Source organism: Thermus sp. NEB1569, assembly GCF_022385295.1.
In the GTDB taxonomy this organism is placed as follows: Bacteria; Deinococcota; Deinococci; order Deinococcales; family Thermaceae; genus Thermus; species Thermus scotoductus.
The window spans coordinates 1,644,788-1,658,609 of the sequence record NZ_CP092445.1 but is presented as its reverse complement, the minus strand read 5'-3'; the positions used below and the strand labels follow the sequence as shown (position 1 = coordinate 1,658,609).

Genomic DNA, 13,822 nt, shown 5'->3' with positions numbered 1-13,822 from the left:
TGGGTCTAGCCTACCCAAATGCACATCATGTTGTGGTGACGACTCCCCGGACTAAAGTCCGGGGCTTCTCGGGATTGCTCCCGAAGGCCCCGTCCAGGCCCAGAAAAACCTTGACTCCGTATCGGCAGGCGAGCGCAATGCTTCTGGCTCTGCCACGGGTGTTCGTTTGGAGTTTTACCCATCGGACTACCCGATGGAACCCCCTACTCCAAGTTTCAAGGTCCACGGGGAACTTTGTCCCCAAGAACATTGTACCAAATCCGTGTCCACCTGTGGTGGACGTGTAGTCGGTCAACCAGACTTGACCGATATGCGGCCTTGGGGTAAAGAGGGGGCATGACCCTACGCGAGGCCTTGTCCCAAGTCCCCGACCCCAGGGCCCGCAACCGGCGGTATCCCTTGTGGGGCTTGTTGGCCCTCATCTTGGTGGCCTTTCTCGCCCGCGTGGACTCCCTGCGCGGCGTGGAACGTTTCGCCCGGGCCAACCCTCACCTCTTGCCCCACCTGGGCCTGCGCAACCCCCCGGGCCACACCATCCTCACCCTCCTCCTTCACCGTCTGGACCCAAAGAAGCTCCAGGAGGCCCTCCTCCAGGTCTTCCCCGAGGTGGACCTGGGAGGGGTCCTGGTGGTGGACGGGAAGCACCTCCGGGGAAGCGGCAAGGGGAAGAGCCCCCAGGTCAGGCTCGTGGAGGTCCTGGCCCTGCACCTCAAGACCACCCTGGCCCAGGCCCGGGTGGAGGGGAGGGAGGACCAAGCGCTTCTGGAGCTCCTGGACCGCCTGGGGGCGGAGGGGCTCAAAGGGAAGGTAGTGGTGGGGGACGCGGGGTACCTGTACCCGGAGGTGGCGGGGAAGGTGGTGGAAAAAGGGGGGCATACCTCTTCGTCCTGAAGGCCAACCAGGGGGAACTGCTGGAGTGGGCTCTGGAGGTATTCAAGGGGATGGAGGAAAGGCGGCTTCCCGGGGAGACGGAGTCAGCTTGGGAGGTGGTGCGGGACGGGGAGGTGTGGACCTACCGGGTCTGGGCTTCCCCTTATCTGCCGGATGCACTCTTGGCCTTTCCCGGGTGCCGACAGGTGGTGCGGGTGGAGCGGGAGGTGGTGCACAAGGGGACGGGGGAGGTACGGCGCGCGGCGAGCTACGCCCTCACCAGCTTGGGAGCCGAGGAGGCGGACGCGAGGCGGCTTGGGGAGCTTCTCCTTTCCCGGTGGGAGGTGGAGAACCGGTCCTTTTGGGTACGGGACGTCCTCCTCCATGAGGACGCCTGCCAGGTGCGGGGCGTGGGGGCGCAAGTCTTGGCGGTCCTCCGGGCCTTTCTGGTGTCCCTGCTGTACCGCAGGGGGGTGCGGAAGAAGAAGGCGGCCCTGGAGACCTTCTCCTTCCATCCCCTCTCCGCCCTCAGGTTCCTGGGGCTCTATGCGGTATAACGGTCAAGTCTGTCGGTCAACACATTTGAGACTCTGTGGGGACCGCCTCCCCCCGTATTCTAGCCAGGTACTCTAAAGGGGCCAGGCCCCCCAAGGCCTGGTGGGGTCGCCGGCGGTTGTAGTGGTCCAGGTAGGCGTCAAGCTCCCTTTGGAGCTCGGGGATCTGTGAAGGCAACGGTCGTGTGTAGAACTCATCCCTAAAGGTCCGCTGCATCCGCTCCACGTGACCATTGAGCTGGTCGTGTAAGGATTTATGTGTAAGGGTCCGTGTTTAATAGGGGGGCACACCTTAGCACGAGGAGGTGCCCCGTGGACCAGGATACCTTGCGGATCTTGCTGAGGGAAGCGGTGCGGGAGACAGTAGCCGAGGTTCTGCAGACGGTTCTGGAGCTGGACCGGACGGCCTTCTTGCAGGTGCACGGAGGCCGCAGGAACGGCTACTACCCCCGCAAGCTGGAGACCGCCTTCGGCCAGGTGGACCTGAAGGTCCCTAGGGATCGGGAATCTCGGTATTACCCGGCTTTCCTTAAGCCCTACGTCCGCCGCCTGGTGGACGTGGGGGAAGTGGCGGTAGCCCTTTACGCCGCCGGGGTCAGTCAGCGCAAGGCGGCCGAGATACTGAGCCTGCTCTTAGGCCACCGCTACTCCCACGAGACCCTGAGCGCCCTGACGGACGAGGTCCTGGAGGCGGCAGGAGCCTTCCGCACCCGGCCTTTGCCCGAGGAGATGGCCTTCGTCTACCTGGACGGGCTTTCCCTAAAGGTCTTCAGGGAAGGAGAAGGGATCGTACGGGAAAGCGTGTATGTGGCCCTGGGCATCGCCCCTAATGGGGAGAGGCGGGTCCTGGGGTTTTGGCTGTTGCCCACGGAGAGCGCCCTGGGATGGGAGGGGGTCCTGGGGGAGCTTTGGCAGCGGGGCCTGCGGCGGGTATTGCTCTTCATCACCGACGGGCTGCCCGGGCTTCCCGAGGCGATCCGCAGGGTCTACCCTCAGGCGGAGTGGCAGCGGTGCGTGGTGCACGGGGTGCGGTGGAGCCTGTCCCAGGTGCGCTCCCGGGACCGGGCCCTGCTGGCGGAGGACCTGAGGCGGGTGTACGGGGCGGAGAGCCGGGAAGAAGCTCTTGGGGCCTTGGAGGAGGTGAAGGCCGCCTGGGGTTCGCGGTACCCGGGGGTGGTGGGGCTTTGGGTACAGGATTCGGGGGCCTTCCTGCGGTTCTACGGGTACCCCAAGGTGCTTTGGCCGTACCTGCGGAGCACCAACCTGATGGAGCGGTTTATCCGGGAGCTACGGCGGGGGACGAAGGTGCGGGACCACAAGTTTCCTAAGGAAGAGGCGGTGTACAAGCTTCTTTACCTGGAGTCGGAGAGGCAGGAAGGGAGGTGGGCAGAACGGAAACTAAAGGGGTTCTCGGAGGTGAAGGAGGTGCTGGAGAAGATGCTTCAGGAGCGGTATGCCCCCCGTACACAGACTCTTACACATAACTCTTGACACGACCCCTGCACCGCACGGATAGGAAAAGGCGCTCGCACCATCAGGCGGGCAAGAAAGCTGGCCGCCAGGTTGGCCGTGGCTCGGGTGTGGACTTCCGCAAGGGAGAAACGGGTGAAGAGGTCGACGGCCGAGAAGTGCTGGATCGTCTCCCCAGGGCCCAGGGTCACGGTGAGAGTATCCACCTGGATAAGGTCGCCAGGGTGACCCACCTCGTATCCCTTGGGCTTCCTTTGCGCATAGGGCCTCCTGGGTCTTCGCCCCCCCTTCCCCCGCCGGGCCTGGGCCAGAAAGGCGGCTACGCTTTCCACGCGGCCGTGTGCTTCAAGGTAGGCCAGGATCCGCCCCACGGTGCGCTCGCTCACCGCAAAGCCCTCCTTCCTTAGGGTCAGCCAAATCGGCCAGCGGCCCCAGGTGGGGTTCTCCTTCCTTAGGGCTTCCACCCGGATCAGCAGATCGGAAGACCAGTAAATCCCCCGCCGCAAGCGCTGAGGACGTCTTGACCGAGGCTTAACACCGGCAAGGCCCTCTTCCTTGAGGCGTTTCCGCCAGCGGTAATAGGTGGCCCGGCTGATCCCCAAAAGCTCCTGGATCTCAGGCCAGCCCACCCGGTATTTCCTGAGCGCCTCCACCTGTTTGAGCTTCCGTAAGCGGTCCTGAACCGTGGGATCGCCGGCCCCGGCCTCTTGGAGTTCCCGGGCCTTCCGCGCTCCCCGCAAAACCTCTTTGCCAACCGTGGTAAGCTGCATCCGTGGGGACCCCCTCTCTTCTGGAGTGGTCCCCACATTTTTACTCGTCCAGTCTCACATGTGTCTGTCCGGGTTCAGGACGTGGGGGAGCTAAGCTCCCTTCGGTCGCATGTAGCTGCAAGGTACGCTTCGCGTGACCGCTGACCCATGTATCCCCGGTTTGGTCAGCCTGTGTCACGCGTTAGCGTATCTTGAGGGCTATCTTGGAAACCGGGGGATTATAGCTCCCCCACACCCCCACTTTTCTCTAACCATGAGGGCATGGGCCGAAACTTAACCTTAAGGCTTTCCCCAGAGCTGGTGCGCCGGGCCCGGGCCTTGGCCCTGAAGCGGGGCTTGAGCCTAAACGCCTGGGTGGCGGAGCTTTTGGAGAAGGAGGTGGAGCGGGAGGAGGGTCTAGAAGAGGCCTTTAGCCGTCAACTTTCCTGGATGCGTCAGGGAATCCTGGATGCCGGGGGCATACCCCCTTCAAGTGCTCCAGGAGTTTTACGTGGTCACCACCCGTAAGCTCCAAGCCCCCCTTTCCCCGGAGGTGGCCCGCCATGCGTGGTAGGGTATAGCCTATGGACGGGAACGCTCCCGATCCCAGGTACTGGGAAAAGATGCGCCTGGTGGCCGAGGTCTTGAAGGCGGTGGAAGGCCCCATCTACATCGCCACCCACGTGGACCCCGATGGGGATGCTATAGGAAGCTCCTTAGGCTTATACCGGTCCCTTAAGGCCCTGGGCAAAGAGGCCTACTGGGTGGCCGAGCCCCCTAGGTTCCTGCGCTTTTTGCCGAAGGAGGAGGAGTACTCGGATCCCGTGGACAAGCTTCCCGTGGGGGCTACCTTGGTGGCCCTGGACAGCGCCGAGCCTAGCCGGGTGGTGGGGGTGCCGGTGGAGGGTTTTGTGATCAACATTGACCATCACGGCACCAATCCCCGTTTCGGGCATATCGCCGTGGTGGATCCCTCCAAGGCAGCCACCGCCCAGATGGTGAAGGACCTCATTGATCTCCTGGGGGTGGAGTGGACGGCGGAGATCGCTACCCCCGTTCTCACCGGCATCCTCACCGACACCGGCAACTTCCGCTTCGCCAACACCACCCCCGAGGTTCTGCGGGTGGCGGCGGAGTTGGTGGGGTACGGGGTGAAGCTGGCCGAGCTTACGGATCGGCTTCAGTTCCGCCCCCCCTCCTACTTCCGCCTCATGGGACAGGTGCTTTCCACCGTGGCCTTCCACTTTGGGGGGCTTCTCGTCACCGCCCACCTTCCCGAGGATGCCAAGCGGGAGGAGGAGGACTCCGACGACTTCGTGGGGCTCATCCGCTACGTGGAGGGGAGCGTGGTTTCCGTCTTCCTGCGCAAGCGGGAGGAAGGGGTGAAGGTGTCCATCCGCTCCCGGGGTGGGGTTTCCGCCCAGAACATCGCCCTGAAGCTTGGGGGTGGGGGGCATGTGCCCGCTGCCGGGGCCACCTTAAAGGACGTTGACCTGGACCGGGCCTACGAGCTGGTCCTCGAGGCGGTGGCGGAAGAGCTTCGGCGGGCAGGGTACCTCTAGGGCCCGGGGGGGCGCCAGACGAGGGAGGGGGCCCCTAGGCCCTCGGGTGCCACCTCCTCTCCTGGTTTCACCAGGCGCTTTAGGCGGTAAAGGCCTCCCCGTCCAGGAGCTCAAGCCGCACCCCTTCCGGCACCTCCTTAAGGAGGGCTTCAAACTCCTCCTTGCGGATGCGGTGGCGAACCATGTTCTCCCAGTTTACCAGGATCTAGGCCCCGTACTTGAGAAGTTTTCCCGCATGGGCGAGGAGGAGGGGCATGAGCTCCATCCCTCTCAGGTGGCCCAGGCTTCCCTTGGTAGCCTCGCTTTCCGTGAAGCGCTGGGCAGCATCCCTTCGCAGGTAAGGGGCCTTGAGGAGGAGGGGCACAGGGTGCCAGGAGTGGGCCCTTAGAAGGGCAGGGGTGGAGTGGTCCCCGGTGATGGCCAGAACGTCCGGCTTTAGGGCAAGGATTTCCGGAAGAAGGGCGTCGAAGCGCTCGATCTCCGCCACCTTGCCCGGGAAATCCCCATCTTCCCCCTTGGCGTCGGTCTTCTTGAAGTGAAGGTAGAAGAAGTCGTAGCCCTCCCAGTTTTCCCTTAGGGCCTTAAGCTTCCCCTCGTGGGCATCGCCTTCCCCTTCCACGGGCAGGACCTCCATGCCCACCAGGCTGGCCAGGCCCTTGTACATGGGGTAGCTGGCGATGGCGGCCGCCCTGACCCCGTAGACCTCCGTCATGCTGGGAAAGGAAGGCCTTCTTGAGGCGCCCCGGAAAAGCGCCCCGTTGATCTTGGGCTCGTCCCTGAGCACCTCCCGGATGCGCGCCGAAAGGAGGTTCACCACCCGGGCAGTTTTCCTGGAGGCTTCGTCCAGGGCCTGGGCCTCGAGGGGAGGGAGGCCGGTCTTCTGGGGGTCGGTGTCCGTGAGGCCATCCCCCAGGCCCTCGCCTCGGAGGACCACCAGGAAGCGGTGCTCGCTTTCCGTGTAGAAGTGGACCTCCACGTCCTCTATCCGGGGGATGGCCTCCTTGAGCTTGGCGATGACCCTCTGGTTCTCCTCCGTGGAGGGCCTTCCCGCCCTGCGGTCCACCACCTTGCCCTCGGGGTCTAAGGTGGCGAAGTTCCCCCTTAGGGCCACGTCCCCCTCCCGAAAGTCGGCCCCGAGGCCCAAAGCGCTTAGGGCTCCCCGCCCCACCACGTAGCGGAAGGGATCGTAGCCGAAGAGGGCGAGGTGGCCTGGGCCGGAGCCTGGGGTAAGGCCAGGGTAGACGAGGGTGAGGAGGCCCAGGGCGCTCTCCTCCGCCAGGCGGTCTAGGTTGGGGGTCCGGGCCGCTTCCAGCTCCGTGGGACCGCCTGGTTCCAGGGGAAGCCCCCCCACCCCGTCCAAAACCACCAGGAGGATCTTGGCCTCGCTTTTTTGTTGAAGCTTCCTTAGGACAGCAAAAAGGTCCATGCCACCATTTTATTGCCCTGTTAAGATAGGCGGGTATGGCGAAGGAGAAGGGCCTAACCCCGCAAAGCCAGGACTTCAGCGAGTGGTACCTCGAGGTCATCCAGAAGGCGGAGCTCGCCGACTACGGACCGGTCCGGGGCACCATCGTGGTGCGTCCCTATGGCTATGCCCTTTGGGAAAACATCCAGGGGGTCTTAGACCGCATGTTCAAGGAAACCGGCCACCAAAACGCCTACTTCCCCCTCTTCATCCCCATGAGCTTTTTAAAGAAGGAAGCCGAGCATGTGGAGGGTTTTTCCCCGGAGCTGGCCGTGGTGACCCACGCAGGGGGCGAGGAGCTGGAGGAGCCCTTGGCCGTGCGTCCCACCTCCGAAACCGTGATCGGCTACATGTGGTCCAAATGGATCAAAAGCTACCGGGACCTGCCCCAGCTTTTGAACCAGTGGGGCAACGTGGTGCGCTGGGAGCTTCGCACCCGGCCCTTCCTGCGCACCAGCGAGTTTTTGTGGCAGGAAGGGCACACCGCTCATGCCACCCGGGAGGAGGCGGAGGAGGAGGTGCGGCGGATGCTGGGGATTTACGCCAAGCTGGCCCGGGAGTACGCGGCCATCCCGGTGGTGGAGGGCATAAAGACGGAAAAGGAGAAGTTCGCCGGGGCCGTTTACACCACCACCATCGAGGCCTTGATGCGGGATGGCAAGGCCCTGCAGTCGGGTACCAGCCACTACCTGGGGGAGAACTTCGCCCGAGCCTTTGACATCAAGTTCCAGGACAAGGACCTCCAGGTGAAGTACGTGCACACCACCAGCTGGGGGCTTTCCTGGCGCTTCATCGGGGCCATCATCATGACCCACGGGGACGACCAAGGGCTTATCCTGCCTCCCCGCCTGGCTCCCATCCAGGTGGTGATCGTGCCCATTTACCGGGAGGAAAGCCGGGAGAAGGTGTTGGAGGTGGCCCTTGACCTGAAAAGGCGCCTTCTCCAGGCGGGGCTTCGCGTGCATTTGGACGACCGGGACCAGCACACCCCCGGGTACAAGTTCCACGAGTGGGAGCTTAAAGGGGTTCCCTTCCGCGTGGAGCTTGGACCCAAGGACCTCGAGGCGGGCGAGGCCGTGCTGGCCAGCCGCCTGGGGGGGAAGGAGCGTGTTTCCCTGGAGGCTCTTCCCACCGTGCTACCCGAGAAGCTGGATGCCTTCCACCAAGCCCTCTATCAAAGGGCCCTGGATTTCCGGGAGGCCCACACCCGCAAGGTGGACACCTACGAGGCCTTCAAGGAGGCGGTGCAGGAGGGCTTCGCCCTGGCCTTCCACTGCGGGGATAAGGCCTGCGAAAAGGCCATCCAAGAGGAGACCACCGCCACCACCCGCTGCGTGCCCTTTGAGGCCGAACCCGAAGAAGGCTTTTGCGTCCGTTGCGGTAGGCCCTCCGCCTACGGCAAGCGGGTGGTCTTCGCCAAGGCGTACTAAGCTTCTCGGTGCCTTCTCCCCTCTCGCCAGTCCCGGACGGGCGGGGTGGGGGATTGCGCCTTCTTGAAAGCTTCTTGACAGGAAGGGGGGGGGCGTGGTAACCCCACCCTTGAGGGGGTTGAGCCATGCGCAAATTCCTCTTGGTGCTGATGGCCTTTGGGCTTTTGGCCTATGCCCCGTTGGGCGCTAGGGCGCAGGGGCACATCCTGGGTCGTGTCAAGATTTATGTGTAAGCGTCTGTGTACGAGGGGCATACCTCTCCAGAAGCATCTTCTCCAGCACTTCCCGCACCTCAGCAAAGCCCTTCAATCGCCGCTCAGACCACCTCCCCTCCTGACGCTCCGCCTCCAAGTAAAGGAGCTTAAACACAGACTCGGGTCGGGGGAACTTATGATCCCGCACCTTCGTCCCACGCCTCACCTCCCGGATGAACCTCTCCATCAGGTTGGTGCTCCGCAGATAGGGCCAGAGCACCTGGGGGTAATCGTGGAAACGGAGCAGAGCCCCCGAGTTCTCCCACCAGGAGGCCACCAGGGAAGGGTACCTGGCACCCCAGGCCTCCCTCAGCCTCTCCAAAGCACCCAGGGCTTCCTGTCGGCTCCCCGCCATGTACACCCCCTTCAGGTCTTGGGCCAAAAGAGCCCTGTCCCGGGAACGCACCTGCCCCAGGCTAGAGCGCACCATGTGCACCACGCACCGCTGCCACCCCGCCATGGGATAAACCCTCCTGATGGCCTCCTCTATCCCAGGTAGACCATCGGTGACCAACAGCAACACCCGCCTTAGCCCCCTTTCCCAAAGCTCCTTCAGCACCTCCCCCCAGGCATGGGCGTTCTCCGTGGGAAGGAGCCAGGTCAGCCGAAGGCTATCTTGCAGCCCAGAACCTGCCTCTCCCCTTTGGGGGTCACCCCCAGGGCCACGTATACGGCCGCCCTCTCCACCCCAAGTCCCTCCCTGAGCACCTTCAAGAAAAAGCCATCCAGGTAAACAAAGGCCATCTCCTCCGGCAAAGGCCGCTTCTGGAAAGCCTCGGCCGCTTCCAGCACCTGGTCGGTGATGGCGCTGATGGTTTCGTGGGTGTACCGGTGGCCCAGCAAGAGGCTCATCACCTCCGCTGCTTTGCGTTGACTCACCCCAGCGGCGTAAAGGGCAATGGCCACCTCCCCCACGTCCACCTGACGGCGGGCATAGGGTTGAAGGAGGCTGGGATAGTATTTCCCTTCCCGATCCCGGGGGATGGCCAGCTTCACCTGGCCAAAGGCGGTCTCCAGCTTGCGGGGGTAGTAGCCGTTCTTGCGTCCCCCGTGCTGGCGCAAGAAGGCTTCCCGGTCGGCGTCCAGGAGAATCTGCAAGACCTCGGTCACCGTCTGCCTCACCGCTTCCCTTAGCATCACCTGCAAGGTATCCTGGTCCACGGGGTACCTCCTTCCTAATCCTGGTACCCCCCTTTTATACACAAACCCCTACACATAATTCCTTACACGACCAGGATGGGTCGTGTAAGGATTTATGTGTAAGGGTCCGTGTTTAATAGGGGGGCACACCTTAGCACGAGGAGGTGCCCCGTGGACCAGGATACCTTGCGGATCTTGCTGAGGGAAGCGGTGCGGGAGACAGTAGCCGAGGTTCTGCAGACGGTTCTGGAGCTGGACCGGACGGCCTTCTTGCAGGTGCACGGAGGCCGCAGGAACGGCTACTACCCCCGCAAGCTGGAGACCGCCTTTGGCCAGGTGGACCTGAAGGTCCCTAGGGATCGGGAATCTCGGTATTACCCGGCTTTCCTTAAGCCCTACGTCCGCCGCCTGGTGGACGTGGGGGAAGTGGCGGTAGCCCTTTACGCCGCCGGGGTCAGTCAGCGCAAGGCGGCCGAGATACTGAGCCTGCTCTTAGGCCACCGCTACTCCCACGAGACCCTGAGCGCCCTGACGGACGAGGTCCTGGAGGCGGCAGGAGCCTTCCGCACCCGGCCTTTGCCCGAGGAGATGGCCTTCGTCTACCTGGACGGGCTTTCCCTAAAGGTCTTCAGGGAAGGAGAAGGGATCGTACGGGAAAGCGTGTATGTGGCCCTGGGCATCGCCCCTAATGGGGAGAGGCGGGTCCTGGGGTTTTGGCTGTTGCCCACGGAGAGCGCCCTGGGATGGGAGGGGGTCCTGGGGGAGCTTTGGCAGCGGGGCCTGCGGCGGGTATTGCTCTTCATCACCGACGGGCTGCCCGGGCTTCCCGAGGCGATCCGCAGGGTCTACCCTCAGGCGGAGTGGCAGCGGTGCGTGGTGCACGGGGTGCGGTGGAGCCTGTCCCAGGTGCGCTCCCGGGACCGGGCCCTGCTGGCGGAGGACCTGAGGCGGGTGTACGGGGCGGAGAGCCGGGAAGAAGCTCTTGGGGCCTTGGAGGAGGTGAAGGCCGCCTGGGGTTCGCGGTACCCGGGGGTGGTGGGGCTTTGGGTACAGGATTCGGGGGCCTTCCTGCGGTTCTACGGGTACCCCAAGGTGCTTTGGCCGTACCTGCGGAGCACCAACCTGATGGAGCGGTTTATCCGGGAGCTACGGCGGGGGACGAAGGTGCGGGACCACAAGTTTCCTAAGGAAGAGGCGGTGTACAAGCTTCTTTACCTGGAGTCGGAGAGGCAGGAAGGGAGGTGGGCAGAACGGAAACTAAAGGGGTTCTCGGAGGTGAAGGAGGTGCTGGAGAAGATGCTTCAGGAGCGGTATGCCCCCCGTACACAGACTCTTACACATAACTCTTGACACGACCATGGCGATGATGTGGAAACTTAGGCCTTGGCAATCCTTTCTTCTTGTGGCTTTAGCTTTCTTTGGACTCATTAACCTGTTTACGTTGGTGCTCGACAAAAGAGTAGAGGCTAGAGAAGCTCCTGGGCTACTGTTGCAGGCCTTTTTCTTCAGTTTCCTGTATCATGCCACACTCTCTTGGGTGAAAAAGGTTGGCGAATGGCGTGCTTTGGGCGTTCTTTCCTTGGTCGCCTTAATTGTTGTGGGTTTATCATTTCTTGCTATGTACACGTCAAAACCTCCATAGGGCATAACCCCAAGGGACTTCCGCGCCTTCCTCCCCCTGCACCCCAGAGGGCAAGCGCCCAAAGGGTGAGCAGGTCCAGCCCCGCCCGGAAGAGGCTCTGTCCCAGCCTCCCGTGCTTCTTGGGCCTCACCGGACGCACCCGGTGCAGCACAAGCCCCGTCCGAAACGCCCACACGAAGGCCAGGCTCAAGGGGACCAAAAGCCGCGAAAGCCTCTCCCCCCGCGTCACGTGCGTGGCCTCCAGGTCAAATCCCCGCCCCTTCAGGGCCCCAAAGAGCCGCTCTATCCCCCACCTGAGCCCGTACACCTCCAGCACCCGGTGAGGGTCCAGGTCCGTAGCCACAATCAGCCACTCCCGGACCCCAAGGCGCAACCCCACCACCCACATGCGCCGCCCGTAGACCCAGTACCGCCGCCTGGGCACCCGGCTCTCTCCCACCTTCAGGGAGGCAAAGAGCTCCCAGGCCCGAGGGCCCGAGCCCAACCGCCACATCCGGGTGTTGGCCTTGATTCGGATGCACCGGGGGATGCCCTTCTCCTCCAGGTACCGGAACCACGCCTCCCCTATGAACTCCCGATCCGCCAGGAACCCCTCCACCCGGAGGTGGGGGAAGTGGGCCCTCAGGAAAGCCAAGGCCCTCTCCATCAGGGCGATGCGTTCGGGGGTGGAGGAGTTGCCGTCGTGGGGAAGGAAGCTCCAGAACAGGGGGACGGCCAGGCCTTGGTACAGGAAGGCCAGCATCAGGAGGTTGACCTTGCTCTTCCCCAGCTCCCACTCGGTCCGGTCCATGACCAGGAGGAGCCCTTGGGGTCGGAGGAGGGCGAAGATGAAGCGGGCATAGCCCTCCCCGTCCAGCCCCGGCCAGGCCAAGAACCGCTGGAACCTTCGGTAGGCGGAGCGGGGGTCAGGGCTGGCTATGGAGCCGAGGGAAAGAGCGAGTCTGGGGCCGCTTGTGGTGCGGGCGGTGACCAGAGCCATCACCAGGGCGGCCAGGAAGGTGAGGCGCCTGAGGTCGGCCTTCCAGTATCGCTTCAAGGCGTTGATGAGTGGGGTAAGCTGTTCCATGGGGACCACCTCCTATGGGTACCTGCCCATCCACGTGGGCGCAGGTCCATCCTAAAGGGGTGGTCCCACGTTTTGACGTGTACTGAGCATTTCTTGTTGTTCTTTTCTACTCCCGCGGATACTGAGCCTTAGCCTTTGATGATTTTCTTGTCAGATCGAACACCAGGCTGGTTCTACTCAGGATGGCTAGGGTGGAGCTAAGAGGTAACACAGGAAGGCGTAAGTCAAAAGATGGCTTGTGTCCCCGCGGCTCCTATATTGCATCTCATCCTCCCACTTCTCTTCTGGGTGTTTTTTGCCGAAGCAAGTGCCCTGTCTTCTTATCGCACCCTTCGCTACACCCACGTCGTCGGCCAGACGGACTGGTACACCTGCGGCGCGGCGGCGGTGGCCACGCTGCTCACCCACTACTATGACGACCCGGCCACGGAAGGCGAGGTCCTAAAGGTGGCCGTGCGTGAGACGGAGGCCTCGGGGAAGGACCCGCGGGAGGGGCTTACCGCCCTTTCCCTGAAGCGGTACCTGGAGGGGCGGGGGTACGAGGTGAGGGCCTACAGGGTGAACCTGGAGCAGCTCGCTGACTACTTCCGCTGGGGCGGGCTTCCGGTCATCGGTCACGTCACCAAGCCCCAGCTCCACTTCCTGGTGATCGCGGGTCTCGTGGACCCGCCCGGGGGCGGCCCTGCCCAGGTGCTCCTCGCCGACTCCTCGTGGGGCGGCGCATCGTACCCATAGAGGCCCTAGTGACGGAGAAGGGCTTCTCCGGGGTCATCCTGCTGGCCCTTCCCCGGTCGGCGGCCCAGATGGGGCGGGTAAGGGCCAACCAGGAGGCGGAGCTCTCCTGGGCGCTTTCCCGGCTTCGCCGGCTGGAGGCCCTCGGGGGGAGGTGGCCTTGAGGCTTCTGCCCCTCTTCCTGGCCTTCGCCGCCTGGGCCCTGGCCCAGGTGGACCCCTTGCGCCCGGCGGAGGAGCCCCCCCTGGGCTACCGCCTCACCCTCTCCTACGCCCCCTCTGCCCTCCAAGGGGTGGGGGCGGACGAACGGGGTCCCTACGCTTTCCTGCGGGTGGGGCACGGATTGAGCCTGTCCTTGGGTCTCAGCTACCGGGTGGCTCCAGACCTCTTCCTGGAGGGCAGGCTGGGGGGCGGCTACACCCTCTTTGGGGAGAGGCGGGACTACGGGGAGGCAGGGGAAGTCCTCTGGCGAGGGGAGGGCAGGCCTTCCCTTGGGGTGGGGCTGGCCTACCGGTTTCCCGACCTCTGGGGCCGCCCCCGGGTGCGCCTGGGGCTGGGGTACCCCTGGGCCCTGGAAGGGGAGGCCAGTGGGAGCCTCCTCAGGGATCCGGTGGTGGCCACCTGGGCCCTGGGGGTCTCCTACCCCCGGGGCGGTGTGCCTCTCCTGGGGCTGGGCTTGGGCTTATCCCTGGTGGCCAACGAGGTGTGGAGCCTAGGGCTTGGGACCTCCCTCTCCCTGCCTCTGGGGCTGGAGCCCCCCGGGGGAGCCCTCCTCCTGCGGGCGGGGTACGCCCTGGACCCCGAAGGGAAGGGAGAGGTGGGGGTGTGGGTAAGGTACGGCGACGGGGGCTTTGCCCTAGGCCTGGAACTCACGGGCCCCCTCTAGCC

General features: G+C 64.0%; 12 protein-coding genes and 3 pseudogenes. 10 read left to right on the top strand and 5 right to left on the bottom strand.

Features of this window, described 5'->3' with window-relative positions; translation table 11 throughout:
* Window positions 1-336: 336 nt before the first annotated feature.
* Window positions 337-891 carry a transposase family protein gene (locus MI302_RS12205; protein ID WP_038031536.1) on the top strand — a complete coding sequence of 185 codons (555 nt, stop codon included), beginning with the start codon at window positions 337-339 and terminating at the stop codon, window positions 889-891.
* Window positions 892-941: 50 nt separating this feature from the next.
* A complete protein-coding gene (locus MI302_RS09465; protein ID WP_239725711.1) occupies window positions 942-1,427 on the top strand; it encodes a DDE transposase family protein in 486 nt (161 codons plus the stop codon).
* Here MI302_RS09465 and MI302_RS09460 read toward each other — a convergent pair.
* Window positions 1,415-1,665 (bottom strand): annotated as a pseudogene (locus MI302_RS09460) (transposase); the annotation flags it as partial. The gene MI302_RS09465 and the pseudogene MI302_RS09460 overlap by 13 nt on opposite strands.
* 29 nt (window positions 1,666-1,694) lie before the next feature.
* Here MI302_RS09460 and MI302_RS09455 point away from each other — a divergent pair.
* A complete protein-coding gene (locus tag MI302_RS09455; protein WP_239725337.1) occupies window positions 1,695-2,915 on the top strand; it encodes an IS256-like element ISTth4 family transposase in 1,221 nt (406 codons plus the stop codon).
* A gap of 8 nt (window positions 2,916-2,923) precedes the next feature.
* Here MI302_RS09455 and MI302_RS09450 read toward each other — a convergent pair.
* Window positions 2,924-3,664: pseudogene (locus tag MI302_RS09450) on the bottom strand (helix-turn-helix domain-containing protein); the annotation flags it as partial.
* A 261-nt stretch (window positions 3,665-3,925) separates the two neighbouring features.
* Between MI302_RS09450 and MI302_RS09445 the strand changes: the two are divergent.
* Both MI302_RS09445 and MI302_RS09440 read left to right on the top strand, forming a co-directional pair.
* Window positions 3,926-4,171, top strand: coding sequence for a toxin-antitoxin system HicB family antitoxin (locus MI302_RS09445; RefSeq protein WP_051909132.1), 246 nt, complete (start codon window positions 3,926-3,928; stop codon window positions 4,169-4,171).
* 56 nt (window positions 4,172-4,227) lie between these two features.
* Entirely contained in the window at window positions 4,228-5,205 is a 978-nt protein-coding gene (locus tag MI302_RS09440; protein ID WP_019550979.1) for a bifunctional oligoribonuclease/PAP phosphatase NrnA, read from the top strand.
* Between the two features lie 205 nt (window positions 5,206-5,410).
* On the opposite strand, the gene MI302_RS09435 is transcribed toward MI302_RS09440, so the two are convergent.
* The gene (locus tag MI302_RS09435; protein WP_239725611.1) at window positions 5,411-6,631 is read right to left on the bottom strand and encodes a 2,3-bisphosphoglycerate-independent phosphoglycerate mutase; all 1,221 of its coding nucleotides are present in this window, start codon (window positions 6,629-6,631) and stop codon (window positions 5,411-5,413) included.
* Between the two features lie 35 nt (window positions 6,632-6,666).
* Between MI302_RS09435 and proS the strand changes: the two genes are divergently transcribed.
* Window positions 6,667-8,100 carry a proline--tRNA ligase gene (gene proS / locus MI302_RS09430; RefSeq protein ID WP_239725610.1) on the top strand — a complete coding sequence of 478 codons (1,434 nt, stop codon included), beginning with the start codon at window positions 6,667-6,669 and terminating at the stop codon, window positions 8,098-8,100.
* Window positions 8,101-8,316: 216 nt separating this feature from the next.
* Here proS and MI302_RS09425 read toward each other — a convergent pair.
* A pseudogene (locus MI302_RS09425) lies at window positions 8,317-9,491 on the bottom strand (IS256 family transposase).
* 132 nt (window positions 9,492-9,623) lie between these two features.
* Between MI302_RS09425 and MI302_RS09420 the strand changes: the two are divergent.
* Window positions 9,624-10,844 carry an IS256-like element ISTth4 family transposase gene (locus tag MI302_RS09420; protein ID WP_239725337.1) on the top strand — a complete coding sequence of 407 codons (1,221 nt, stop codon included), beginning with the start codon at window positions 9,624-9,626 and terminating at the stop codon, window positions 10,842-10,844.
* Window positions 10,845-11,110: 266 nt separating this feature from the next.
* Here MI302_RS09420 and MI302_RS09415 read toward each other — a convergent pair whose 3' ends face one another.
* Window positions 11,111-12,202: an IS4 family transposase gene (locus MI302_RS09415; protein WP_014514485.1), complete on the bottom strand. Its 1,092-nt coding sequence runs from the start codon at window positions 12,200-12,202 to the stop codon at window positions 11,111-11,113.
* A 288-nt stretch (window positions 12,203-12,490) separates the two neighbouring features.
* Between MI302_RS09415 and MI302_RS09410 the strand changes: the two genes are divergently transcribed.
* Genes MI302_RS09410 through MI302_RS09400 form a run of 3 tightly spaced genes read left to right on the top strand, consistent with a single transcriptional unit; the run spans window position 12,491 to window position 13,820 of the window.
* Window positions 12,491-12,937: a C39 family peptidase gene (locus MI302_RS09410; RefSeq protein ID WP_239725609.1), complete on the top strand. Its 447-nt coding sequence runs from the start codon at window positions 12,491-12,493 to the stop codon at window positions 12,935-12,937.
* Between the two features lie 8 nt (window positions 12,938-12,945).
* On the top strand, window positions 12,946-13,098 hold the full coding sequence (locus MI302_RS09405) for a hypothetical protein (RefSeq protein WP_239725608.1): 153 nt from the start codon (window positions 12,946-12,948) through the stop codon (window positions 13,096-13,098).
* Window positions 13,089-13,820: a hypothetical protein gene (locus MI302_RS09400; protein ID WP_019550327.1), complete on the top strand. Its 732-nt coding sequence runs from the start codon at window positions 13,089-13,091 to the stop codon at window positions 13,818-13,820. The genes MI302_RS09405 and MI302_RS09400 overlap by 10 nt, the downstream gene beginning before the upstream one ends.
* Window positions 13,821-13,822: the final 2 nt, after the last annotated feature.